General features: G+C 43.4%; 13 protein-coding genes. 10 read left to right on the forward strand and 3 right to left on the reverse strand.

Going from position 1 to position 25,029, the window contains the following annotated elements; all coding sequences use genetic code 11:
- The first annotated feature begins 36 nt into the window (after nt 1–36).
- Together QYC40_RS04455 and QYC40_RS04460 are read left to right on the forward strand one after the other, a co-directional pair.
- Nucleotides 37–3,216, forward strand: coding sequence for a TonB-dependent receptor (locus QYC40_RS04455; protein WP_301992628.1), 3,180 nt, complete (start codon nt 37–39; stop codon nt 3,214–3,216).
- A gap of 3 nt (nt 3,217–3,219) precedes the next feature.
- Nucleotides 3,220–4,728, forward strand: a complete 1,509-nt coding sequence (locus QYC40_RS04460; RefSeq protein ID WP_301992629.1) for a RagB/SusD family nutrient uptake outer membrane protein — start codon at nt 3,220–3,222, stop codon at nt 4,726–4,728.
- A gap of 32 nt (nt 4,729–4,760) precedes the next feature.
- Here QYC40_RS04460 and QYC40_RS04465 read toward each other — a convergent pair whose 3' ends face one another.
- Complete coding sequence (locus QYC40_RS04465; protein WP_301992630.1) at nt 4,761–4,898, reverse strand: hypothetical protein; 138 nt, start codon at nt 4,896–4,898, stop codon at nt 4,761–4,763.
- Between the two features lie 268 nt (nt 4,899–5,166).
- Between QYC40_RS04465 and QYC40_RS04470 the strand changes: the two genes are divergently transcribed.
- The 7 genes from QYC40_RS04470 to QYC40_RS04500 are packed head-to-tail and all read left to right on the forward strand — an operon-like array spanning nt 5,167 to nt 19,785.
- Nucleotides 5,167–6,570, forward strand: coding sequence for a glycoside hydrolase family 28 protein (locus tag QYC40_RS04470; RefSeq protein WP_301992631.1), 1,404 nt, complete (start codon nt 5,167–5,169; stop codon nt 6,568–6,570).
- 2 nt (nt 6,571–6,572) lie between these two features.
- Entirely contained in the window at nt 6,573–10,154 is a 3,582-nt protein-coding gene (locus tag QYC40_RS04475; protein ID WP_301992632.1) for a DUF4450 domain-containing protein, read from the forward strand.
- 30 nt (nt 10,155–10,184) lie between these two features.
- Complete coding sequence (locus tag QYC40_RS04480; RefSeq protein ID WP_301992634.1) at nt 10,185–12,332, forward strand: hypothetical protein; 2,148 nt, start codon at nt 10,185–10,187, stop codon at nt 12,330–12,332.
- Nucleotides 12,333–12,334: 2 nt separating this feature from the next.
- Nucleotides 12,335–13,471: a glycoside hydrolase family 88 protein gene (locus tag QYC40_RS04485; RefSeq protein WP_301992636.1), complete on the forward strand. Its 1,137-nt coding sequence runs from the start codon at nt 12,335–12,337 to the stop codon at nt 13,469–13,471.
- Between the two features lie 45 nt (nt 13,472–13,516).
- Nucleotides 13,517–16,759 (forward strand): TonB-dependent receptor, encoded by a 3,243-nt coding sequence (locus tag QYC40_RS04490; RefSeq protein WP_301992637.1) that lies wholly within the window; start codon nt 13,517–13,519, stop codon nt 16,757–16,759.
- A gap of 11 nt (nt 16,760–16,770) precedes the next feature.
- Complete coding sequence (locus QYC40_RS04495) at nt 16,771–18,579, forward strand: RagB/SusD family nutrient uptake outer membrane protein (RefSeq protein WP_301992638.1); 1,809 nt, start codon at nt 16,771–16,773, stop codon at nt 18,577–18,579.
- 12 nt (nt 18,580–18,591) lie between these two features.
- Entirely contained in the window at nt 18,592–19,785 is a 1,194-nt protein-coding gene (locus QYC40_RS04500) for a glycoside hydrolase family 105 protein (RefSeq protein ID WP_301992639.1), read from the forward strand.
- A 93-nt stretch (nt 19,786–19,878) separates the two neighbouring features.
- Here QYC40_RS04500 and QYC40_RS04505 read toward each other — a convergent pair whose 3' ends face one another.
- Entirely contained in the window at nt 19,879–21,642 is a 1,764-nt protein-coding gene (locus QYC40_RS04505; protein ID WP_301992640.1) for a hypothetical protein, read from the reverse strand.
- A gap of 56 nt (nt 21,643–21,698) precedes the next feature.
- The gene (locus QYC40_RS04510; RefSeq protein ID WP_301992641.1) at nt 21,699–21,872 is read right to left on the reverse strand and encodes a hypothetical protein; all 174 of its coding nucleotides are present in this window, start codon (nt 21,870–21,872) and stop codon (nt 21,699–21,701) included.
- A 528-nt stretch (nt 21,873–22,400) separates the two neighbouring features.
- Between QYC40_RS04510 and QYC40_RS04515 the strand changes: the two genes are divergently transcribed.
- Nucleotides 22,401–25,013 (forward strand): glycoside hydrolase family 88 protein, encoded by a 2,613-nt coding sequence (locus QYC40_RS04515; protein WP_301992642.1) that lies wholly within the window; start codon nt 22,401–22,403, stop codon nt 25,011–25,013.
- Nucleotides 25,014–25,029: the final 16 nt, after the last annotated feature.

Consider the following 25,029-nt stretch of genomic DNA (forward strand, 5'->3'; position numbering starts at 1 on the left):
CTAAGTAACCAAATAATAAACTAAAACAGATAAGCCATGAATTTAAAGTATTGGATGAGTACTTGCATCGTTTTCTGGATGATAAGCCTAAGCAACTTATATGCCCAGCAAACAATACAAGGTACCGTAGTGAATAGCCAACAGCAACCACTGCCAGGAGTGACCGTCAAAGTCGAGGGAGATGACGCCCGTTCTGTACCCACGAATGGCGAAGGTGTATTCCAAATCAATGCAAAGCTGGGGGAGACTTTGCTTTTTTCTTCCGTAGACTATGAAAGTCAAAAAGTCACAGTTCAAAATCAAACGGCCTTGCGGGTTGTCATGCAGGCGAAAGACGAACAATTAGACGAAGTCGTTGTCATTGGATATGGAACGCAGCGGAGAACAAATGTGACTGCGCCCGTTTCGAAATTTAACGCCGAGGGATTGGCAGAACGCCCAATCGCCCGCGTTGATCAAGCTTTAGCCGGACAAATGTCAGGTGTTCGAGTGAAACAAACCACAGGGGTACCTGGAAAGGGACTTAGCGTGCAGGTCAGAGGTTCAGGCTCTATAACAGCCGGCTCGGAACCGCTTTACGTGGTCGATGGCTTCCCGTTGGCAACAGCCTCACAAAATGGATCCGGAAACTACGGCTCCGGAAACCCTTTGGATAATATGAATCCCAATGATATAGAGTCTATTGAGGTGTTAAAAGACGCTTCTGCAGCAGCAATCTACGGTTCGAGAGCAGCAAATGGTGTTGTCTTGATTACCACTAGACGCGGTAAAACTGGGCAAGCGAAACTAAATTTCAACACCTATTTAGGAAGTTCATCAGCATATAAGAAATTAGATATGCTAAGCGGTGAAGAATGGATCGACCGCGCAAAGGAAATGATAGACGCTGCATGGGTAGCGTCAGGTGCGGGAAGAACAGCTTCCCAAACCAACGATGAACGTCGAACAATCTTGAAGCTGCCTAGCGGAACGTATAATACTTCGTTAATGTATGATGATCGCTGGCTGCAACAAGGACATCCAGGATTATATATGATCAACTGGCAGGATGAAGCCTATCGAAAAGGTTTAGTGCAGAATTATCAGTTGTCTGCTTCGGGGGGAACAGATTTCGTTAATTACTACGTGTCAGGAAACTATATGGATCAGAAGGGTATTATACAAGGCCTCAGCTACAAAAACTACAGCATGCGTGCAAATGTTGATGTTAAAGCTTCTAAAAAATTTACCGTAGGATTGAACATTTCTCCAACCTACTCCATCATGAATGACCCGGGGGTAGAGGGGAAAGATAATATCATCCACCAGATTTATTCCATGACGCCTGTTCAGGATCAACCCGCAGGTTCAGTAAATGTGTTCGATACGGAACGTTATCCTTGGAGTACTTCAACAAATGATCCTATCGCTAAATTAAACTATAACATCGGCGAAAGTAAAATAGCGAGAATTATCGCCAGCACTTATGCACAATATCAAATTATTGATGGTCTGACTTTCAAAACGACTTTAAACATCGACCATGCCGATCGCCAAGGTTTTAGTTATAGCCCATATACCATTGCCGGAACTTTGGCAAACCGCTTAGCTAACCCAAACTTAGCAACCTACGGACAAAACAGTTCGTATAGACGTCAAACTATCGTCAATGAGAATACATTGAATTATTCTTACGAAACAGGAAAGCATAGTTTGCAGGCCTTATTGGGTCATGCGTATAACTATGATCGCTTCGATAGCAATAGCATCACATCACAAGGCGGATACACGACAAGCGCAATTAAGACACTGAATGGCGCTGTTGGAACGACTTCGGGTACCAGTGCTACTAAAAACTTAATGCTTTCGTATTTCGGTCGTGTGCAATATGCCTACGATCAAAAATACTTGGTTTCGGCGAGTGTTCGCCGTGACGGATCTTCGCGCTTCGGATTGAATACTAAATGGGGCTGGTTTCCATCAGTTTCTGTCGGATGGCGAGCGTCAGAAGAGTCTTTCTTGAAAGACATCGAAAATATATCAGAATTAAAACTGCGTGCTAGTTATGGAGAATCAGGAAACAACAATATTTCGGACTATTCTGGCCGCGCCTTGTTGGGGAACTATAACTATTCCTGGAATGGTACATCCGCAGCAGGTCAGGCGCCTAGTAATATCATCAACCCGGATATCACCTGGGAAAAGTCAAGAACAGTGAATGTAGGTGTGGATTTCGGCTTCTGGAAATCACGCTTGACAGGTTCATTTGATTACTACACGAGAACAAGTAGTAGCTTACTATTGAACGTTCCGACGATGTTAGCAACAGGATTTAGCTCTTTATTGGATAATGCTGGAGAAGTGAGAAGTAAAGGATGGGATTTGGAAATCCGTACGCAAAACGTTCAGAAATCAAATTTCAATTGGTCAACTTCATTCAACTTGAGTCGTAACAGCAATGAAGTAACCAAGTTGGTTGGCGATCAGCAGCAATTGTTAATCCCTTCATCGTTCGACATTCAACATAGTATCTTACAAGTTGGTCAACCAATGTACAGCATTTATGTCGTTCAGCAAGATGGAATCCTATCGCAAGCAGATATTGATGCCGGCGCTGCTATGTATGGAACACAATCTGCAGGAGATCCGCGATACGTCGATGCGAACGGTGATGGCGTCATTGATGCAGACGACCGCGTATTAGTAGGACACCCAAACCCTGATTTCGTATGGGGTATCACCAATGATCTTCGCTATAAAAACTTCGATTTGAGCTTCTTATTTCAGGGTCAATGGGGCGGCAGCTTGTACTCGCTTTTAGGTAGAGCATTAGGCCGTACTGGGCAAGGTACAGTGGATAACGCTTTGGGATTCTATCGCGATCGTTGGAGATCTGAGGAAGATCCAGGCGAAGGTCGAGTAGGAAAGGCATATTCTACTTTTGGTCGTATCAAAAACACCGATTGGTTGTATTCTTCAGACTATTGGAGACTAAGACAGGTAACTTTGGGCTACAACTTCAAAGATCTACGTATTGCTGGATCGACTATTTTACCTAACGGTCGTCTTTATTTATCCCTAGAAAACTATTGGGGTGGCGATAAATACGATGGAGGGGTTAACCCGGAAGCTGCAAACACCAATTTAAGTGGGAGCTCCACTTATACGGAAGCAGGTGACTATGGTGGCCTAGCATTACCGAAAACAATAACCTTTGGTATTAACTTGACATTTTAAGCAATGAAGAAATTATTTTATATACTATTAGGCGCCAGCCTTTTGAGTTCTTGCGATATGGAATTGGATCAACAACCAATATCCGCTGCGACATCAGAGACTTTTTTCCAAACAGCCCATGACTTTAATCAAGGTCTTAATGCGGTATATGCGGTAACCCGCGGATATCCCGATAGGTTGTTGAACCTTTCAGAAACACGCTCGGACAACCTCTACGCAGTTTCTGACGGTGGAGTACGCGACTGGGAAGGAATCAATAGTTTTCACAGAACAATTGCTTCTAACCCCTATGTGGTAGACGCATGGCAAAGCAATTACACCGGTATTTTCAGAGCCAACAACTACCTTGAACAGCTGCAAAGTAAAGGTGAAGCTGTGATTTCTGATCAAGCCATTCGCAACAGAATGGAAGGTGAAGTTCGTTTCTTACGTGCCTTCTTTTACTTCGACTTATTGCGATACTTCGGAAAGTTACCTATCATCGATAAAGTGGTTTCCAATAATGAAGCCATGGCGATACCAAGAAGCGCACCTGCGGATGTCTATAACTTAATCATTAGTGACTTGGAGCGTGCAATTGAAACCCTTCCGGCACCAAGTGGATATGCCACGGCAGATAAAGGCAGAGCAAATAAGTTCTCTGCAAAAATGCTTCTAGGACTGGTGTATATGACACGCTCGGGTCCAGCATTAGATGTTGAAGGAGCAGGCTTGGGAAGCAATGAATGGAGCAAAGCATTGACGCAATTCAATGATATCATCCAAAGCAACGAATTTGCCTTCTTAAACAGCTACTCTTCAATTTTTAGCTATGATAACGAAAGAAACAAAGAAGTTATTTTTAATATAGAATATTCTAGCGGTAGTACTCCAATTGTAGGAAGTACCTTTCCATGGGTGTTGGTTCCTGATACCTGGTTTCAATCTCTTGGTTTCGGAACGCAGGGCGGTTTAATGATCCGACCGGTGGCAGAAGACTTACTGGCGAAATATTCTGCCGAGGATGTTAGAAAGAGTTTTAGCATCCAAAGTGGATATACTTATGGAAATGTTGTAGAACCTCGCTCGTTTATCAAAAAATTTGTAGATATCACAAAAGTTCCGAAAACCAGCCGAACAGACTGGCCAATCAACTTTATTGTTTATCGGTATACGGACCTGCTATTACTGAAGGCTGAGTGTATCTTGAATGGAGCAGCAGGCAATGCAGCTACCGAAGTAGATGCCGTCGTCAATCAAGTGCGTGCGAGAGCTGGCCTTAAAACGACATTATCCGGGGTAACAAAGGCACAACTTCTGGAAGAACGTCGGCGAGAGCTGCTGGGCGAAGGTACGCGATGGTTCGATTTGATTCGCTCGGGACAAGTTGAATCCATCATGAAAGCATGGATCGCCAAGGAGGATGTTCAGAACCAAATGGAGGACTTCAAGAAAGAATACATCCTTTACCCGGTACCTCAATCTGAGCTCGACACCAAACCTGGACTGTATCAACAGAATCCAGGATACTAATTCAGTTGCATCCAATTACATTTTTATAAATACTAGCTTAATTTGTAAGGGCTGCCCGAGATAATCGGGCAGCCTTTTTTTGATTTGACCTGTTTCGTAAGGAGATCAAAAACTTTCATCGCTGTTGCTGTTTCGACAAAGGCAGCAGCGATAAGCGCATTCTCTTTCATCCTAATTGCGAATGATTGTTTCTGACATATTTGCGATCCGAAGCTTTGCCTTATTGTTCTTTGTTATCCTGGGTAATCCTCTAAAACTTTATCAATTATTGATCAAGTTAATTTGTGTAATGTCTTGAAAAATAGTGGAATAAGTTAAAATCACAGGATAGAGCAAGACACACTCAGTATGTTCAATTTTATATCTTGTATGTCTAGAATGTGCTAAATAGGCTATTCTAACCTATGTTTTATAAACCTTACATGCAAACCTATACTGATGAAGAAGTCTTTACTACTCGGTCTATTATTATTTTCATGCATTGGGATTTCGTTCTCACAAGAAAAAGCATGGACCTCCTCAAAGCAACCCCTAGAAGAGGTTGAAATATTAAAGAAGAAAATTAGAAAGCCTGAATTTGCAAACCGTGATTTTCTGATTACAGATTTCGGAGCAATTGCTGACGGGCAGACTAAGAATACGGCTGTTTTAAGGAAGGCGATCGAAGCCTGTAGCGAGGCAGGAGGGGGACGTGTTGTGGTTCCTCAAGGAACATTCCTTACAGGCGCTATCTATTTGGAGAGTAACGTCAATTTACATTTACAGAAAGGCTCAACCTTATTATTTAGCCGTGATAGCTCCGATTATCCCCTGGTATTCACGCGTTGGGAAGGAATGGAATGTATGAATTATTCCCCGTTTATCTATGCTTATGAAGAAACAAATATTGCTATCACTGGTGATGGTTTGTTAGACGGCAATGCCGATAACAATCATTGGTGGTACTGGTGTGGTGCTAGAAAATATGGATGGCACGAGGGCCGTCCTGGTGAACAGAAGCCGGCTCGCGCCCTTCTTCATCAACAAATGGCGCAGCAAGTAGACCCTAGAAAGCGAGTGTTTGGCGATGGACATTTCCTGAGACCGAATTTCATTCAGCCCTATCGATGCAGCAATGTATGGATTGAAGGAGTTAAAATGATCAACTCGCCGATGTGGAACCTCAATCCCGTACTCTGCAATAATGTATTGATCGAGAATGTTAAAGTGGTAAGCCATGGACCTAACAATGATGGCTGCGACCCAGAAGCGTGTAGCAATGTATGGATCACCGGTTGCTTCTTCGACACTGGCGATGACTGTATCGCCATTAAATCCGGCCGAGATGAGGATGGACGAAACATCGGACGCCCGGCAGAGAACCATATTATTGAAAACTGCAGCATGCACGAAGGTCATGGTGGCGTAGTGATCGGTAGTGAGATCGCTGGTGGAGCAAGAAACATTTATGCGCTAAACAATGTGATGGATAGCCCCAATTTAGACCGCGCGCTCCGAATCAAAACCAGTTCCAGTCGAGGTGGTATCATTGAAAACGTCTTTTTCTACAATACCAAAGTCGGACAATACAGAGAAGCTGCCGTTCGTTTCAATATGTTTTATGAAAAACCAGGGGATCATATACCAACCATACGCAATATCTGGGTAGAGAATCTTGAAGTTACAAAAGGGGGCAAATATGCCATTTTATCGAGGGCATATCCTGAATCTCCTGTGACGAACTTCACCATGATCAACTGTAAAATCGACGGGGTAGAACTACCTTATCAGGTTGATCATCTGAAAAATGTAAAACTTAAGAATGTCAGAATCAACGGAAAACCTTTAAATGAATTGAAATAGCTATGCAGCACTGGAAGTATTGGTTAGGGCTAGTTCTGATGGGTTATTCATCGATCGCTTTCGCACAACAAGAAAGAACGAAGGGTCAGATACGCTCATTGCACTACACAGCAGATGGAGGAGATTTCCTCTTAAAGCAGGGGAAGAGTAGATTCAATAGAGCGCTCTATGGCGACAATCGCGCTTCGCGCGTCGAAGCTGGCGATTTACCTGAATTTGCACTATACCTGCCTGGCATGGGCGGCAATCTGCAATTCGTCTTGCAGCGTGGCAAAGAACGTAAGAAACTCAACGATGCGGATCATATTGAAACGCGCTATCGGGCAGGTGCAATGCTGTACATCATTAAAGACAAATTATTAGGCAACGGCGAACTTACACTTTATCTACTCGCACAGGCCGATGAAGAAGGCTTAGTGCTCCGGATAAGTGGTAAAAATATACAGGAAAATGCCGGACTCTACGCAGTCTATGGAGGAGCAAGTGGTAATCGATTTAGCCGGAATGGCGATATCGGCGCAGATCCGGAGTCCGGATTTTATTTATTACCGGAATACGCCAGCAAGAATATTATTAATATAAAAGGCAATGCATTCGATTTGCAATATGTTGGTCGCAAAAAAGAAGAACAGCATACGCAGGGTAGTTTTTCAAGCGGCGCAATCGTTAAACTAAGCAATGCCACAGTTTTAGATAATTTAGTACGATTGACGGATGCTGACCCTACAGGAAGTCCAATCGTATACGGCTTTTTTGCCAATCTTAATACCTCACACTGGCTGGAGATTTCGAAGGGCAAATGGTCCAAGGAGAAGTCAAACAGTGAATTGATCAAGCTGTTTGAGAAAGCTGAAGCAAAACGTCAAGCCTTGCTGCAGCGTGTTCAGCTACAAACGCCGGATCCCTATTTGAATACGCTTGCTGGCGCTTTGCTGAACGCAGCAGACGGAATCTGGGAATTCCCGACCTATCTACATGGAGCAGTGGCATGGCGCATGCCGCTAAACGCCTGGCGTGGCGCATATGTCGCCGATGTTTTGGGTTGGCACGACCGTGCAAGAGCGCATTTTGATGCCTACGCGAATTCTCAGGTCACGGAGCCCGCTCAAGGTCCAGTTGTCATGGATACGGCATTGCATCTAGCACGACATATAGAAGAGATTGGAACAGCAATGTTCTCCAGCGGTTATATTTCGAGAAATCCGAACAACAATACCATTGCGCATCATTACGATATGAACCTGGTCTTTATCGACCAGTTATTGACGCATTTTGATCACACTGGCGATAAAGCTTACATCGAAAAAATGTGGCCAACACTGGAGCGTCATCTAGCCTGGGAGAAACGTAATTTCGACCGCGATAGAGATGCCTTGTATGATGCCTACTGCGCGATATGGGCGAGTGACGGTTTACAGTATTCTGGAGGAGGAGTAACCCATACGACTGCCTATAACCTACGATCAAACCGAATGGCGGCTAAACTAGCATCAATCATCGGGAGAGATCCTGAACCTTATCAAAAAGAGGCAGACGCTATTGAAAAGGCACTGTATAGCAGATTGTGGCTGAAGGAAAAAGGACACTTCGCAGAATTTCAGGATGCTTTGGGAAATAAATTGCTACACGATAGTCCCGGCTTATGGACAGTTTATCATGCTGCGGATGCGCGCTTTATGAATCCTTTCGAGCACTATCAACAGACACAATATGTTCACAACCATATCCCGAGGATACCGATTGAGGTGGATGGGTTTGATAATCAAAACTTATATACTTTATCTACCAGCAATTGGCAGCCCTATACCTGGTCGGTAAATAACGTCGCGTTAGCCGAAAACCTCCATGCGGCACTAGCATTCTGGCAAGCAGGACGCCGAGAAGACGCGTACGCTTTATGGCGAAGCAATTTGCTGGAAAGCATGTACTTCGGCAAGAGTCCGGGAAACTTTCACCAGCTATCGCATTATGATGCTTTCCGAGCTGAGCTTTATCGTGATTTCGCCGATCCCATCGCTATGGCTGCAAGAACATTAGTAGAAGGTCTTTTCGGCGTGCAACCAAAGTTGCTAGATGAGGAAATTATTATTCGACCAGGCTTTCCTGTCGAATGGGAAGAGGCAAGTATCAAACTTCCACAATGGTCCTATAACTATCGTAAGAATGACAATGAATTAAAATTGGATTTTAAGCATAGTTACGATATCGAAACAAATTTGAATCTGCAGATCCCCTCGGCTTTTCAACAGGTGCAGTCGGTACATGTCAATGGGGAAAAGGTCGATTGGAAATATAAAGAAGATGCGGTTAATCAGCCAATCCTTATCATTAATACAGCAAAAGGCAGAGATTTTGAAGTTTCCATTACAGGAACTGGAAAATGGGAGATGCCAGCCGATAGCAATCATCAAATCGCTTTTACGGATTCATGGAATCTTCCTTATTTGGAGCTACAAGAAACTGCAGAAATTAAGGATCCCCAACAAATCATAAAAAGCCACGAAGGTAAACTCATTACTTTTAATCCTAGAACTAGGAAAGGAACCTTCTTCGTTCGAAGGAATGCTGATGAATCAAAAGTATGGCTTGCTGTGAATGTTGATTTAATTCGACCTATTCAACAGGAATGGATAAAACGGGACGACCATTATTTGCTAAAATTAACGAATCGTAGTGTAAAGCCTCAACAAATAAAAGTCTCCTCAGGAACATGGAAAGAACATCTAAACCTAGAAGCGAATCAAAGCAAAGCTGTTAAAATACCTCTAGAACAATTGTCAAGAGGCACAAATGCGATTGAATTGTCTTTGGGTAATTCGACTTGGACTACTCATCTTACGGATTGGGATCTGCCCGCTAAAGGAAAGATCCTGGTTTGGGACATGGGAAAACATTACAATGCTCGAGCACAAGAGATATTTCAGCAAAAATACCTCAGTCCAAGGCCCGAAGGTCCAACCTTGCAGCTGCCTTGGCAAGGAATCGGAAATTGGTGCTATCCATTAACAACAGCAAAGATCGATGATACTGGTCTGATGAGAGCAAGGAATCAAGGCCAACTAACAATCCTCGATATCCCATTCTTAATTGCAAACGACCAAAAGAATATTCTCTTTACCAGTCAGTGGGATAATTACCCGACGAAAGCAACATTTCCGGTAAACGTAAAAGCAAAAAAAGCATATGTATTGCTGACAGGATCTACCAATCCCATGCAATCGCAAATGGAGAACGCGGTCTTGTCCGTCCAATATACGGACGGAACTTGCGATAGTCTTATTCTCAAAAATCCAAGCAATTACTGGCCAATAGAACAAGACTATCTCGACGACAACAAGGCTTTTGATCTGCCGGACGATGAAATTCCATATCGTATCAAGTTACAAGACGCCCAAGTTTTTAAAGCTGGAACTTTAGCTGAATATGGATCAATCAAGGGCTTCAGTACCCGCGCAATTGAGGGGGGGGCAGCCAGCTTATTAGACCTCCCCCTAAACCCGGACAAGCAGGTAAGCTCAGTTCAATTGAGAGCACATACAAACGATGTGGTGGTCGGACTCATGGCTATAAGCTTCCTGCAATAAATACGCTAGATTTCAATAAACCAATAAATCATGATAAAAAAGCTTAAAATCCACTGCATCGTGATGGCGCTATGTTTCTTTGCGCCGCCATTAATAGCGCAGACTAAGATTGATAGAAAAGCCGTAGTAGAACGCCATCAGGTTCAAAATACAAGTATGGACACGCTGTCTTCACTAACGGTTGGCAACGGACAGTTTGCTTATACCGTTGATGCTACGGGCATGCAGTCATTTCCCAGATATTACCAAAAGGGTGTTTCCCTAGGGACGCAGAGTGAATGGGGTTGGAATACTTTCCCAAATACAGGTCATTATAAGTTTGAAGAAACATTAAAAGCTTACGACTTTAACAAAGACGGAAGAAACGCGCTTTACAGCATTCAAAACAAGGAGGGGCGTGCTAAGGAGGCTACAGAATATTATCGCATTAACCCACATCGCATTCAATTGGGGAATGTGGGCTTACAGATCACATTGAAAAATGGAAAGACCGCCGTAGTGGATGATATCAAACAAATTAAGCAGATCCTCAATCCTTGGACAGGGATCATCGAAAGCCATTTTACAGTTGAAGGAACCCCAGTAACGGTGCTTACTGCCGGAGATTCCAAATTCGATCAGGTGGCCGTACAGGTGAAATCGACCTTGGTCAGACAAGGTAGAATTAAGGTTTTCGTTCGTTATCCATTTCCTACAAGCAGCTTCTTAGATGAGGCAACGTATTACGAACATCCCGAAAAACATCAGTCGAGCATTATCGCGCAGGATGAAACATCGGCGGTATTATCCCATAAGCTGTCCAGCATTGAATATTTTACCCGTCTAAATTACACAGATGGAAAGATTAGCTCCGCAGCGAAGCATGAATTTCATTATCAACCTTCTGGAAAATCCGACCAGTTCGACTTTACATTTACCTTCAGCAAAAATAAAGCAACAGAAAATGAGGCCAAACTTTATCAACAGGTAGCAAGCCGCAGTAAAGAATCATGGCTAACATTTTGGCAAAGTGGTGCTGCCGTAGATTTCGAAGGCAGTACAGATCCAAGAGCACAGGAGTTAGAACGGCGGGTCGTACTGTCACAATATCTAACCAAGGTGCAATGCACGGGTGATAACCCACCTCAGGAAACGGGATTAACTTTCAACAGTTGGTATGGAAAACCGCATACGGAAATGCATTGGTGGCATTCTGTGCACTTTGGCTTATGGGGCAGACCCGAGTATTTAGAGAAATCGTTGGGCTATTATTTCAATACGCTGGAAAAAGCAAGAGCCCTTGCGCAAAGACAAGGGTATAAAGGAGTTCGTTGGATCAAGATGACCGATCATGAAGGGAATGAAAGCCCATCCTCGGTAGCGGCTTTCTTAATCTGGCAACAACCACATTTGATTTATTTAGCCGAAATGGCGTATCGCCATAAGCAGGACCCCGAAATCATTAAAAAATACAGCAATCTTGTCTTTGAAACTGCTACGTTCATGGCCGATTTTGCCGAATACGATAAGGCCAATGATCGATATAATCTCGGACTTGGCGTCATCCCTTCACAAGAAGTTTTCCGCGCTGCAGAAACACGAAATCCTAATTACGAATTAGCCTATTGGGATTGGGGCTTGCGCATTGCGCAGGAGTGGAAGAAGAGATCGGGGCAACCCATTGATAAGGACTGGCAAAAGGTAATTGACAAGCTCGCCAAATTGCCGCAACAGGATCAAATTTATCTCGCGACAGAAACAGCAACAGACTCCTATACCAATCCGAAATGGAGAACCGACCATCCCACCGTACTGGCAGCCCTAGGTATGGTTCCTGAATCACCAAAACTGGACAAACAAATTTTAAAGAACACACTCGATACGGTTTGGAAAACCTGGTTCTGGGATGAAACATGGGGTTGGGATTTCCCAATGGTCGCGATGTCTGCCGCAAGGCTCAAATTGCCGAATAAGGCGCTGGATGCTCTATTTATGAATATTCAGACCAATACCTATTTAAAAAATGGCCATAACTATCAGGATGGACGACTTCGTATCTACCTCCCTGGAAATGGTGGAGTATTAGCAGCAGTAGCTATGATGGTTGCCGGATGGGATGGAGAGGAACAGGAATTTCCGGGATTCCCGAATGATGGAACTTGGAAAATTAAGGCCGAAGGATTTAAGAAAATGCCATAAAAATGAAGAAGAACTTGATTGTCAGCGCTTGTATGATTGGCTTATTAAGCCTAGGCGCAAATGCACAAACCTTTACAACAAAGAAAAAAGTATTAGAACAAATGCGCACTGCGAACAGCTATTTCATGAAGAAATGGCCCGACCCGCATAAACGGATTATCACTAATAAGGAACGAGCAGCAAACATCTGGACTCGTGGGGTTTATTACGAAGGATTAATGGCGCTGTATCAGATGGACCCTCAAAAAGCCTATTACGACTATGCGGTGACTTGGGGCGAAAAACATAACTGGAAGCCTGTTAGAGGTGAAGTATATACAAGGCATGCCGATAATCAAAATTGTGGTATGACCTATATCGATCTTTATCGGCTCGATCCTAAGCCAGAACGGATTGCAGCGATTAAAGAAAATATAGACTCGCTAATCCGAAGCGACAGATATACCGATTGGACCTGGATAGACGCGATACAAATGGCGATGCCCATTTTTGTCAAGCTAGGGGTAACCTATAAAGATAGCAAGTATTTCGACGCCATGTACAAAATGTATCATCACATTAAGTATGTAGAAGGAGGAACAGGACTCTATAATCGCAAAGATAAGATATGGTGGCGCGATAAGGACTTTCTGCCGCCCTATAAAGAACCTAATGGAGAGGATTGCTATTGGTCGCGAGGGAACGGTTGGGTTTTGGCGGCCCTAGCCTTAGTGCTGAAAGAACTGCCGGAAACAGACCCGCATTATGCTGAATATAAACAAGACTTTATGGATTTGGCAATGGCCGTAGCTCCATTACAACGGAAAGATGGCTTTTGGAATGTCAGTCTTCATGATCCGAATCACTACGGAGGGAAAGAGGCTACGGGTACTGCGCTCTTCGTTTATGGAATGACCTGGGGGGTAAATGAGGGAATATTAGATAAGAAGAAATTCCTCCCTACCATTGAAAAAGGCTGGATGGCCATCAGCAATGAGTCTATTCAACCCAACGGTTTCCTGGGCTATGTACAATCCACTGGTAAAGAGCCTAAAGATGGGCAGCCTGTCTTGAAAGACAAAATGCCGGATTTCGAAGACTACGGCCTGGGCTGTGTGTTATTGGCAGGAACAGAAATACACCGACTGCTCGAAAAGTAAAACCTATTGAAAAGAAAATAATAACTAACCAAAATTATAAACAATATGAAATATAAGTCGACCAACCAGAGACTGTCCAAAATGCTGGGCTTGTCTTTAATGTTCCTTATGCTGTCATTCTCAACTGCGCAGGCGCAGCAGAATACCTTGCAGGGGCATATTTTGGATGCTCAGAACAAGCCTATACAGGGTGCGAGCGTTCAAGTAAAGGGAAAGCAGGCCAGCGCTCAAACGGATGCCACAGGGAAGTTTGAAATAGTGGCCCAAACGGGAGACCTGTTAATGATATCGTATGTCGGCTACGAATCGAGCGAATATACCGTCACGTCCACAACAGACATTCGGATCCAACTTGCCGCTGATGAACGGAACCTCGATGAGGTGGTAGTCATCGGATATGGAACAAGTCGTAAAAAGGACTTAACAGGTGCCGTTGGTTCGATTAAAGGAACAGAAATACAGCAGATCCCTGTTTCAACAGCTGCGCAGGCGATTACTGGAAAGATTGCCGGTGTGAACGTGGTTACACAAAGTGGTGCACCAGGAGCAGGGGTGAACATTCTCGTGCGTGGTGGTACATCGATTACAGGTTCTACTACGCCTCTTTATGTCGTCGACGGTTTTGTTATGGACGATGCCCTGACAAAAATTGATATCCAAGATATCGAGAATATTGATATCCTTAAAGACGCATCGGCTACAGCAATCTATGGCGCCCGCGGAGCCAATGGTGTTGTTTTGATTACAACCAAATCAGGTGCAGCCGGTCGTACTTCGTTGGATTATAACGGTTATGCCAGTTTTGAAGGCTTGAGCAAGAAGCTCAATCTTTTATCCGTAGAAGACTATGTCAAATACCAATATGAATTTCAAACCCTCGCGGGGAATCAACGCGCCTACGCACAGATGTATGGTGGCGACCCAGCGGCTCCGGATTTCGCATCAAGCGCTTACCAACGAATCCATAGCGATTATGCAAACCGTGCCGGAATCGACTGGCAAGAGGAAGTTTTTGGAGGTCAGGCAGTGTTGCAGAACCACAATATCAATTTATCTGGCGGAAATGAGAAAACCAAGTTTATGGTTTCCTACAACCATACCGGACAGGATGGAATCTTAGCAAAATCTGGCTTCAAACGTAATAGCGTAAGGGCAAAGATAGATCATCAATTGAGTAAAGCTATTTCATTGAATTTTAGTTCCATGTTGCAGGATGCGCAGACCGAAGGCGGGGGTTCCTTAGGAGGAATGTTAAAGATGTCAATTTTGCAACCGGCAACGGGGGGTGTCCGTTTTACAGATGAAGAACTTCTTTACTCTGATATCGCAGAGGAATTACAGGCGATAAACTCACAATATGATGTTTACAATCCAATTATCATGAATGATGCTCTAAATCGTTTGCGAGCAGCGCGATTAGCGAACGTAAATGCCGGTGTGAGCATAAAATTTTTGAGAGACTTCACTTTCCGCAGTTCTGGAACTTACCAATGGGAGCAAACAAGAAATGATTTTTGGGATGATGGAAGGACGATGAATGCGCGAAATAATCGTGGTCCTTATGGCTCTATCCGCAATGCGGAAGGCTACGAATGGCAATGGACAAATACAGTATCTTGGTTAAAGGATCTTGATAAGCATCATTTGAATCTTTTGGCTGGACACGAGGTTCGTTACGAGGAAAGTCAGGGATTAGGCCATAGCTATTACGAATTTCCAGCGAGTAACTTTGGATTAAAAGACGTCAGCTTAGCAGGACGCACCGATCGTGGAGAATCTGATGCGAGCCGCTACGGTTTGGTATCCGGTTTCTTCCGCGCGATCTATAATTTCGATGATCGATTCTTAATTACAGGTACAGTGCGATCGGATGGCGTCTCAACTTTCAATAAGGACAACCAATGGGGCGCATTTCCATCGGCATCCGCTGCGTGGAATATCCACAATGAGAGCTTTATGAAGGATCAATCCTTTATCAATCAATTAAAATTGAGAGCGGGCTACGGTACAACGGGTAATGATCGAATTGGCAGTACACGCTATGCCACACTTTACGGATCTACTGTCGTTGCGATGGATAATTCGGTGCTCGTAGGGGTCAAGCCATCCGGCACCTTAGGCAACCCAAATTTGCGATGGGAGAAAACACAGACAACAAATTTAGCTTTAGATGCGAGTTTCTTCAATAGCCGTTTGATGTTCACGGCTGATGTTTATCAGAATGAATCTAAAAACCTATTATTAGAAGCAAATATCCCGACATCGACCGGCTATAGCAAACAATTTCAAAATGTAGCGGCCTTGCAGAACAGAGGAGTCGAATTAAGCCTGTCCAGCGTCAATATCAAGAAAGATGACTTCCAATGGAGAAGCAGCCTGAACCTGACATTCAACCGCTCCAAGGTTAAAAGTTTGTTCGGAAGCGTCGGAACGGAACGCATGATAACTTCTTATGAATCTAGAGTTAGCTTCTTGACGGAAGTAGGAGGCCCGGTTAGCACCTTCTACGGATATCGTTACGATGGCGTATATACAACCGACGATTTTGATCAACAAGCCGACGGATCTTATAAGCTGAAAAATGGCGTTGCCTCCTTGAAAGGAAAGAATCGAGCAAGTATCAAGCCCGGGGATGTGAAATATCTTCCAATCGCAGGACAGACAGACGCGAACGGCAATCCTGTTTGGTCAGCAGATGACCGTACAGAAATCGGAAGAGCAGAGCCTAAATTCTTCGGCGGTCTAAATAACGAATTTGCTTACAAGGGTTTTGATTTAAGTATTTTCTTAAATTTTGCCTATGGCCATCAAGTATTTAATATGAACACCCAACGTTTTATGGGACCGTATCTGCCGAATCAGAATTCAATAGGAATAATGAACGATCGATTCACGCTGATCGACCCCAATACAGGTTTGGAAACAAAGAATCTGAATCGTTTGGCCGAATTGAATCCGAATCAAGCCGAAAAACGGCAGGTATGGAGCCTGAACTCGCCAAACAATATTGCGATTTCCGATCCAATAGATTATTACCTAGAGGACGCATCGTTCTTGCGTATCAATAACATTACGCTAGGATACACGCTGCCTAAAACACTAACCCAACAAGCCAAGATTCAACGTCTCCGTGTGTATTTAACGCTGAATAACATCCATACTTTCACAAACTATTCCGGATATGATCCTGAGGTTGCTGCTAGCGGATCTTTACTGACCCGCGGCGTCGATAACTCGGCATATCCACGAACCAAAAGTGTGGTTGCAGGATTGAATCTATCATTCTAATGAACGTCATCATGAAAAAAATAACCATCATATTAGGATTTGCAATTGCCCTTAGCAGTACTTCCTGCAAGGATTTCTTAGAATTGCCATCAGAAAAGGACTTCGATAGCTCAACGATATTCGAAGATCCGGGAAAAGTGGAAATGGCCATATTGGGAGCTTATACCAGTACTTTCAATGCAGAATTATTTTACCAGTTTGGAATGGGTACAGACGAGTGTATTTCTACAGAGGGGGAAACCAATTCGAAGAACCAAGTGTCGAATTATGTGTATAGCCCAGCCATTTCGCCGAATTCTACTTATAGTGCGATGTATGCCGGCGTTGAACAGGCCAATGTATTAATTAAGAACATTCCTTTAATGTCAGTGACAGACGAGGCGACGAAAAAGAAATTAAACGGTATCCTCGGTGAAGCCTACGCTATCCGCGCAAGCAACATGCTGAATGTCGTTCGATATTTCGGCGATGCACCTTATCCGACGATTCCTGTGGTCGACATGCCGAACTTCTCATCCTCTCGTGTTAGCCGAGACACTATTATTGACGGCTGTGTTGAAGATTTGCAAAAGGCAATTGCGTTGCTACCTTGGAAAGGCGAGTCGGGCTTGCCGGTAGAACGTATCTCAAAAAATGCCGCTTATGGTTTGTTGGCAAGAGTTGCTCTCTACGGCGCAGGATATTCCTTACGCTGGGATTTATACTCTTATGCCCCGGCATCGGTGAAATTGGCAAAGCGCTCGGACGCAAACCGTATTAAGGAGCTTTACACTATAGCGCGCGACGCTTGTAAAGCAATAGTCGATCGCGGCGAGAATACGCTAGTAAGCTATGAAAGCATTTTTAGGGATTTAGTAAACGGACGATACAATAAGGAGAGCATGTATGAATATGGGCAAAAGACAGCGGACAGGAACGAACTGCGCTTAGGTTATACCAACGGTATTTTTGCACATACGAATTCATTTTATAATAAATCACAGCCGGCGATGGCGGCATTTCCGACGTATTACTTTGAATTCGCCGATGGCGACACCCGCCGGGATGTAACGATTGCAAGCTACTCTTTAAGTGCCGATAGTTTACATCAAATGAATACCTACGCAAGTAATAGTATTGGAAAGTTTCGAATAAACTGGAAGGGGGATGTGGGAGTATCAGCAGCGCAGCGTGATATTAACTGGATACATTTGCGTTACGCGGATGTTCTGCTAATGTATGCGGAAGCGGAAAACGAATTAGCGAATGGCCCAACGCCTGTCGCAAAAGAGATGTATGAGAAAGTCCGCCTGCGGGCCTTTAATCAGGATCGTGCCAAAATAGGGCAGACACCATCCGATTACCAATCCTTCCTCGAGGCCATTATCCAGGAACGCAAATTGGAGTTGGGTTTCGAAGGATGGAGAAGAACTGATCTAATCCGATGGGGCGTGCTGACGGAAAAACTCACAGCAGCGAAAAAGGACCTGATTGATTTGGCTAACCATAGCGGGAAGTACGCGTCGGTGCCGCGATTCCGCGCTTATTTGAAAACGCCGGCAAAAGTCTTCAACGACCCGCTGACTGCTTTGTCCTTTGAAGGATTTGTGACGGAGCCGGATGCTGCCAAAAAAGCAGCCCTTGCAGCAAATAAATATACGCTCCTAGATATGTATAGTGCGAATTCAGCATTCTATGCCAATGCATTACAAGCGAATGCAACTTGGGTTCAAAATATATTTAGAGGCTTAGAAAAGAATAAGGTGGAATTATTGCCATTAAGTACCGCAACAATGGACGCAAATCCGGGACTGCAGGGGCAACAGCATCCACTGTATTAAAGCTGTATGAAAATGAGACTTAATATAAGACGGAAAACATTAATAGGCAATTTGTTGGCTTGCTTATTAATCATTCCCTTTCTACATGCATCTGCTCAAAGATCGAATAGTCCCCTCTATGAGCAGATCGCGCTGTCGGAAATGAAGCGTTTCCCCGAATTGTGGCAACTGGATCACGGTAAGCGCCTGTATTTTGCTTATTCCCAAGGATTAGGGGCGCTCGCCTTCTATAAACTGTATGAAAAAACGAAGAATGAAGTTTACTTCAATTATGTAGAGACCTGGATGGATAGCCTGATTGGCAATCGGGGCGAGATCTACTTATACAAGCCGGAGGACTTCCATCTCGATTTTATCAATCCTGGAAAGTTGCTGTTTCTCCTTTATGAGAAAACAAAGAAGGATAAATATGCGCTGGCAATAGAGAAACTCATGGATCAGTTAAGAAAACAGCCAAGGACAGCAGACGGGTTATTTTGGCATAAGGATATTTATCCACATCAGGTTTGGCTTGATGGATTGTACATGGCCGCTCCATTTTTGACATCCTATGCTAAATACAAAAATGAACCAAAATATTACGAAGAAGCGCTAAATCAGATATTAGGTGCTGCAAAGCACTTATATGATCGGAAAACGGGCTTATATTATCATGCCTGGGATGCCCTGAAAGTGCAACCTTGGGCAAATCCAAAAACAGGGCAGTCACCTAACTTTTGGGGGCGAAGTATCGGTTGGTGGTTTATGGCGCTCGTCGATGTGTTAGACGACTTGCCGAAGGATAATCCGCGACGCGATGAAGTACGAACAATCATCGATAAATTGGCTACTGTGTTACCAAAATATCAAGACAATGAAGGGCTTTTTTGGCAAGTCTTAGATAAACCGAATATTGGAAAAAACTATCAGGAAGCGTCCGTTAACAGCATGTTTTTGTATGCTTATGCCAAAGCGGTAAACAAGGGGTACATAGAAAAAGGATATCGGCAAGTTGTGGACAAGTTATTGGCAGGTTTACAGAAAAAGTTACTCGTATTAAATGCCGATGGCCTGTGGGATCTACATCAATGTAATGCTGTCGCTGGATTAGGTGGAAGTGGAAATCGCGATGGAAGTTTTGAATATTATGTAAATGAACGAATTCGCTCGAATGATATTAAAGCGACTGCACCTTTAATCATGGGATTGATGGAAATGGATAAATAGTAATTAGCGAGTGCATAGAATTTAATAAAAAAAAGAGGCCAAACTTTTGACGTTTTGGCCTCTTTGTCATGAATGTAAGATCTTAAAAATCGCTTATTTTCTAACGCAACGTACGCTGGCTAAATTAGAAGAGGTCATCGATTGGTAAACCATTGAAGTGTTATACGACAATACTGCAAAATTGGTTGCACTTTTTGTTCTCCAATAGCCTTTCGTGTTTTGGTAGTTCGCGCTATTGGGAAAAAAGTTTGTCGTGGTGCCGGTGCTAGATGTTTTGTAGCCAACCGGAGCGAAAATCAGGTTTTCATGCGGATGACCCGGAGCACCTTCGGTAGCTACCGAAGGTCTGATAAACATATACCAATTATTTCCTTCTATACCAATATACTTGGGCAGTAAGTTTGATAATTCGTTGATTTGCGTTGCAGTAGGCAAATCCCAGGTACCTTCTGGATAGATAAGTTCGCAAATGTTTCTTCCATTCGTTCCGAGTGTATAAATATCAGATGTAAAATAATCCGTTGTAGGAACACCTGCTGTTGTTCTATATAATGGATTGTCATAACGCATCTTATATTGCCAAAGACCCTCCGGTGTGATTTTACCATTAGCATCCCTCCAAGTATTACCTCGCGCCCATTTGGTCGTGCCTATCGTAATCGCTGATTCAACTAATTTGATCGAAACAAAATAGCTTTTGCCCGGCATAGCCACAAAGGTTGGGAATTCAAATGCTCTATTATAAAATTGGCGTTCAACATATCCGATAGATCCATCAGCATCTGCCAAACGTTGACTGGTAACTTTCAGTGTATCAATTGATACGACCAATTTGCGTGAAGTGGTACCATCCGTAGGGGTGTAGAAAGTATATCTCCGTTTGGTATTTGCATCCAATACCGTATCAGTATCCACCGGAACTTGATAGGCAGCATTATGATGAACCCAGACGTTTTTGGAAGCCACTAAAGGGTCTACGCCTTGTAAAGTAGCGTCTGCTAATCTAAAGTTTCCAGATATGACCCCGCTATTATCCTTAAATTTTATATTGGCATGTGTAATGGGTGCAAACATGCCACGCGAATTGACTTCGACGATAATACGTGATGTTTTGCGGGCTAAGACCATTCCGCTAATGATGTTTTGACCATCCACAACATTATCAGTCGTGATAACACCAGTTGCATAAGCAAAATCCTTACGTGTCGCAGAGCTATTTCCTGTAGGATCCAACGGTACGGTACCTACTGCTTGATTGAAAACCGGAATAGAACTCGTATTATTATTTGTATAGGCATACCAACGGTATCTGGTATTTCTGTTTGCAGGAATAGAAACCGCGGTTGAACCAACTTTGCCTTCAGCTTGTCCTACGTAAGTTACCTGTTTGCCGCTAGCGTCCGCTGTATAAAGCACAACGCGGTAGGTTGTTCCTGGCGCTAAGTCAATAGGTAAGCCAGCAGCCTTGTTGCCAGTTGATGAAGAGGATCTTGCTCTTGAAGAACTTATTATTTTCTTATTTTCTTGATATTGAGCTGGTAAATCCTCCGAAATAGTCATCACAGCATCAAACCCACCCAAACTGACAATTTCACTTTGAGCGGCTACTTTTCTTAGTTGCTGACGAGCAGGCCCTGACAATTTCGGATCGCCTGAACCTTTACTTTGTTCAACAGTGTCCATGTCCTCGATGGCATCAAGAGGAAAGACAATGACCGTCTCGTTTTTTGCTACATAGGGTTCCTCAATCGCTGTCTCGGAACTTGATTTTTTACAATTCGTTAATAACAGTAGGAATGCGACACTCAGGGTCAACAAAGAGGATTTGCGTCCGTCTAGTAATGAAAGATTATTCATTGGCGTTATTAATAGATTTTTTAGTGTTATTAGTGTGTTTTTAATACTCCTTGAATTTACATGTCGTAATTCTTAAAACTTCCGCTTGGCGTGTTGTCCCAATCTTCAATTTTTGGAGTATTGCCAGAATTGCCCGTATTGACTGTAGCAGAACTGGTTGCAATGGATTCTTCCATCTCAACAGTTGTACAGGCAATTGTTGGTTGAACATATTTTAGCTTAGAATACATCAATTGTGTTGCTATTTAAAGTTATTAGTGTGACCGTGTGATTTATTGCAAAAATAGATAAAATGCTCGTTTATAGGGGCTAGTGTTGTTCAACACAGGCAGGGTTTTCTTTTTTTGTAGATTACTGCAAATCATTTTGTAGGATATAATTTCTTATTTTGAGGAACATTTGAGAAGCATTGTAATGCCGTTCTTGGCTTTTGTTGCTATTTTGTTAATAGCATAGCATAAAAGAGGCCCCCATTTTAATTATTTAGCAATGGTTTATTGCAAATTTTACTAGACTTTAAATTATCCTATAAGGAAACATTTGTTTTGGTTGTGTAAAATTTCATAAGAACGGATAATTTTTATTTGTAACTGTTCACAACTACCCCTGTTTCTTCTCTTTTACAGGATTGGCAAAATCGATTCGGAAAATATACGCAAACGATGTCGGCATCGTTTGCGTGCATTTTTCTAGTAATCAATCGTATAAATTAGGAACTTGAGTTTAGAAGATAGAAATAAACCTATTACAAGTCACCTATGCAACACAGAGTAGTTTTTTTGATTTCAATTGCGCTATTGTTTTTCGGCCTGTGCAGTTTCGTGATACAGGAGCGAAAAAGAACAATTTGGATGATGGGTGATAGTACCATGGCGATAAAAGCAGAAAATAAACATCCGGAGACCGGTTGGGGAGAAGCATTTGCCCACCTATTCAATGATCATATTCGCATAGAGAATCATGCGAAGAACGGAAAAAGTACACAATCCTTTATTCGAGAGGGACGCTGGAATAAGGTTTATGATGGAATTCAAGCAGGTGACTATGTCTTTATCCAATTCGGGCATAATGATCAAAAAATAACGAAACCTAATCCGGAGCGCTTTATACCGCAATACAAGGCCAATTTAGCATTATTCGTAGAAGGGGTAAGGAAGAAGAAAGGCATTCCAATTCTGCTGACACCAATCGCTCGCCGCCATTTTAAAAACGGGGAACTAGTGGAAACGCATGGAAGTTATCCCGCTGCGGTTATCCGCGTGGCTGATAGTTTGGGGGTCCAATATATTGATATGACGGCAAAGACTTCGCGGTTATTAAGAAGCCTCGGTGATGGTTCGTCTAAGCATCTGTTTCTACACCTCGACGAAGGACATCCAAACTACCCGCAAGGAGTGGAAGATAATACGCACCTAAATCAGGACGGCGCTATGCAGTTGGCGAATATTGTTGCGGAGTCGCTCCGCGAGCAGAATATCCCTTTAGCAAAAGATTTGAAACCGGCTAGCTCATCGGCTACGCTGCCATTGTCGGAGCAAATGGCTCGTTCGGCTATGGCGAAGTTATTCCAAGAAAAGAGTTTCACCGATTCGGTGAAAGGGCCAAAGTGGACTTACGATGTCGGAGTGCTGCTAGAGGGAATTACCGAAGTTTGGAGAAACACTGCCGATGTACAATATTTCACTTATGTACAGGATTGGATGGATCGATTTGTTCAGGAGGATGGTAGCATCCGTAATTATCGAATGGATGAATACAATATAGATCATGTAAAGAACGGACGTTCGTTACTGATGCTGTATGAAGTAACCGGAAAGAAGAAGTATTTGCAGGCTAGTCATGCCTTATTTAATCAGTTAAAGACGCATCCTCGCACCAAGGAAGGTGGCTTCTGGCATAAGCATATTTATCCTTATCAAATGTGGTTGGATGGTCTTTATATGGCACAGCCTTTTTATGTTCAGTACGCGGGTATTATGGGCATGCCGGAGATTTATGAAGATGCTGTTAATCAGTTTTCCTATATGGAAAAACATGCTCGGGATTCGCGTACGGGATTGCTTTATCATGGTTGGGACGAGTCGCGAAAAGAACGTTGGGCAAATCCGCAAACTGGTACTTCTGCACATTTTTGGGGGCGGGGAATGGGCTGGTTTGCCATGGCCTTAGTCGATGTGCTGGATCATTTCCCGCTAGAACATCCCCGTAGGAAAGAACTTGTCGCAATTCTGCAAAGGACGATGGAGGCTGTTTGCAAAGTACAGGATCCGAAAACTGGCGTATGGTATGATATCGTCGACTTACCAAACCGCCCCGGCAACTATCTTGAAGCTTCGGCGTCTAGTATGTTTGTATATGCGATGGCAAAGTCGATTCGAAAAGGCTATCTATCGAATTCTTATCAAAAGAATCTCGAGCGTGCCTATCAAGGTTTACTGAACGAATTTGTTCGTCCTTCGGGCATCGATCGCGTTGATTTGATTAAGGTGGTTGCGGTTTCCGGTTTAGGGGGAAAAAAATATAGAGACGGAAGTTTCGACTATTATATGAGCGAACCTGTCGTTGCCAATGATCCGAAAGGGGTCGGGGCTTTCCTGTTGGCTTCAGCAGAAATGGAAGCATTCCATGCGGATAAGAAACAAAAGACTTTTCAAGTTCTGTTGGATAACTACTACAATAACGAATATAAGAAGGCTGTAGACGGCTCTATGCGCCCATACCATTACTTGTGGGACGGGCAGGACAATAATGGGTTTTCGTTTTTGGGAAGGGTTTTCGAAGAACATGGCGCCGAGCTAAAGACCCTTCGACAGGCCGGGACAAAGCATAACCTGAAAGACGCATCGATCTATATTATCGTAGACCCCGATACGGAAAAAGAAACGGAGTATCCGGATTACATAGATGAGCAACATGCCGCTGAGATTGCGCAATGGGTAAAACAAGGTGGCGTTCTATTGCTTTTGTTGAACGATCAGGGTAATTGCGAATTGGAGAAAACAAATCTGCTAGCGCAAAAGTTCGGCTTATCGTTTCAACTGGATAGCAAGAATCGCGTCAAAGGGAGAAACTTTGAAGAAGGAGCGATAATCATCCCGGAGGGAAATGAAGTTTTCAAGACAAGCAGGAAAATCTACGTCAAAGAGCTGAGTACGATTCGTTTGGAAGCTCCGGCAAAAGCTTTGCTGACGCATCAGGCTGATGTGGTTATGGCAACAGCAAAATATGGAAAAGGAACCGTCTTTGCCCTTGGCGACCCTTGGTTATATAATGAATATGTAGACGGGCGCAAGCTTCCCGCAGAATTTCAGAATTTTCAGGCAGCACAGGAATTAGTTTCCTGGCTAAAACAGCAGATAAAGAAAGATTAAACCACACTATTGGATG

It is taken from the genome of Sphingobacterium sp. BN32, from assembly GCF_030503615.1.
In the GTDB taxonomy this organism is placed as follows: domain Bacteria; phylum Bacteroidota; class Bacteroidia; order Sphingobacteriales; family Sphingobacteriaceae; genus Sphingobacterium.

Coding starts and splice junctions, on each gene's coding strand:
- QYC40_RS04455 (WP_301992628.1), top strand. CDS start 37: ATGAATTTAAAGTATTGGATGAGTACTTGCATCGTTTTCTGGATGATA.
- QYC40_RS04460 (WP_301992629.1), top strand. CDS start 3,220: ATGAAGAAATTATTTTATATACTATTAGGCGCCAGCCTTTTGAGTTCT.
- QYC40_RS04465 (WP_301992630.1), bottom strand. CDS start 4,898: ATGAAAGAGAATGCGCTTATCGCTGCTGCCTTTGTCGAAACAGCAACA.
- QYC40_RS04470 (WP_301992631.1), top strand. CDS start 5,167: ATGAAGAAGTCTTTACTACTCGGTCTATTATTATTTTCATGCATTGGG.
- QYC40_RS04475 (WP_301992632.1), top strand. CDS start 6,573: ATGCAGCACTGGAAGTATTGGTTAGGGCTAGTTCTGATGGGTTATTCA.
- QYC40_RS04480 (WP_301992634.1), top strand. CDS start 10,185: ATGATAAAAAAGCTTAAAATCCACTGCATCGTGATGGCGCTATGTTTC.
- QYC40_RS04485 (WP_301992636.1), top strand. CDS start 12,335: ATGAAGAAGAACTTGATTGTCAGCGCTTGTATGATTGGCTTATTAAGC.
- QYC40_RS04490 (WP_301992637.1), top strand. CDS start 13,517: ATGAAATATAAGTCGACCAACCAGAGACTGTCCAAAATGCTGGGCTTG.
- QYC40_RS04495 (WP_301992638.1), top strand. CDS start 16,771: ATGAAAAAAATAACCATCATATTAGGATTTGCAATTGCCCTTAGCAGT.
- QYC40_RS04500 (WP_301992639.1), top strand. CDS start 18,592: ATGAGACTTAATATAAGACGGAAAACATTAATAGGCAATTTGTTGGCT.
- QYC40_RS04505 (WP_301992640.1), bottom strand. CDS start 21,642: ATGAATAATCTTTCATTACTAGACGGACGCAAATCCTCTTTGTTGACC.
- QYC40_RS04510 (WP_301992641.1), bottom strand. CDS start 21,872: ATGTATTCTAAGCTAAAATATGTTCAACCAACAATTGCCTGTACAACT.
- QYC40_RS04515 (WP_301992642.1), top strand. CDS start 22,401: ATGCAACACAGAGTAGTTTTTTTGATTTCAATTGCGCTATTGTTTTTC.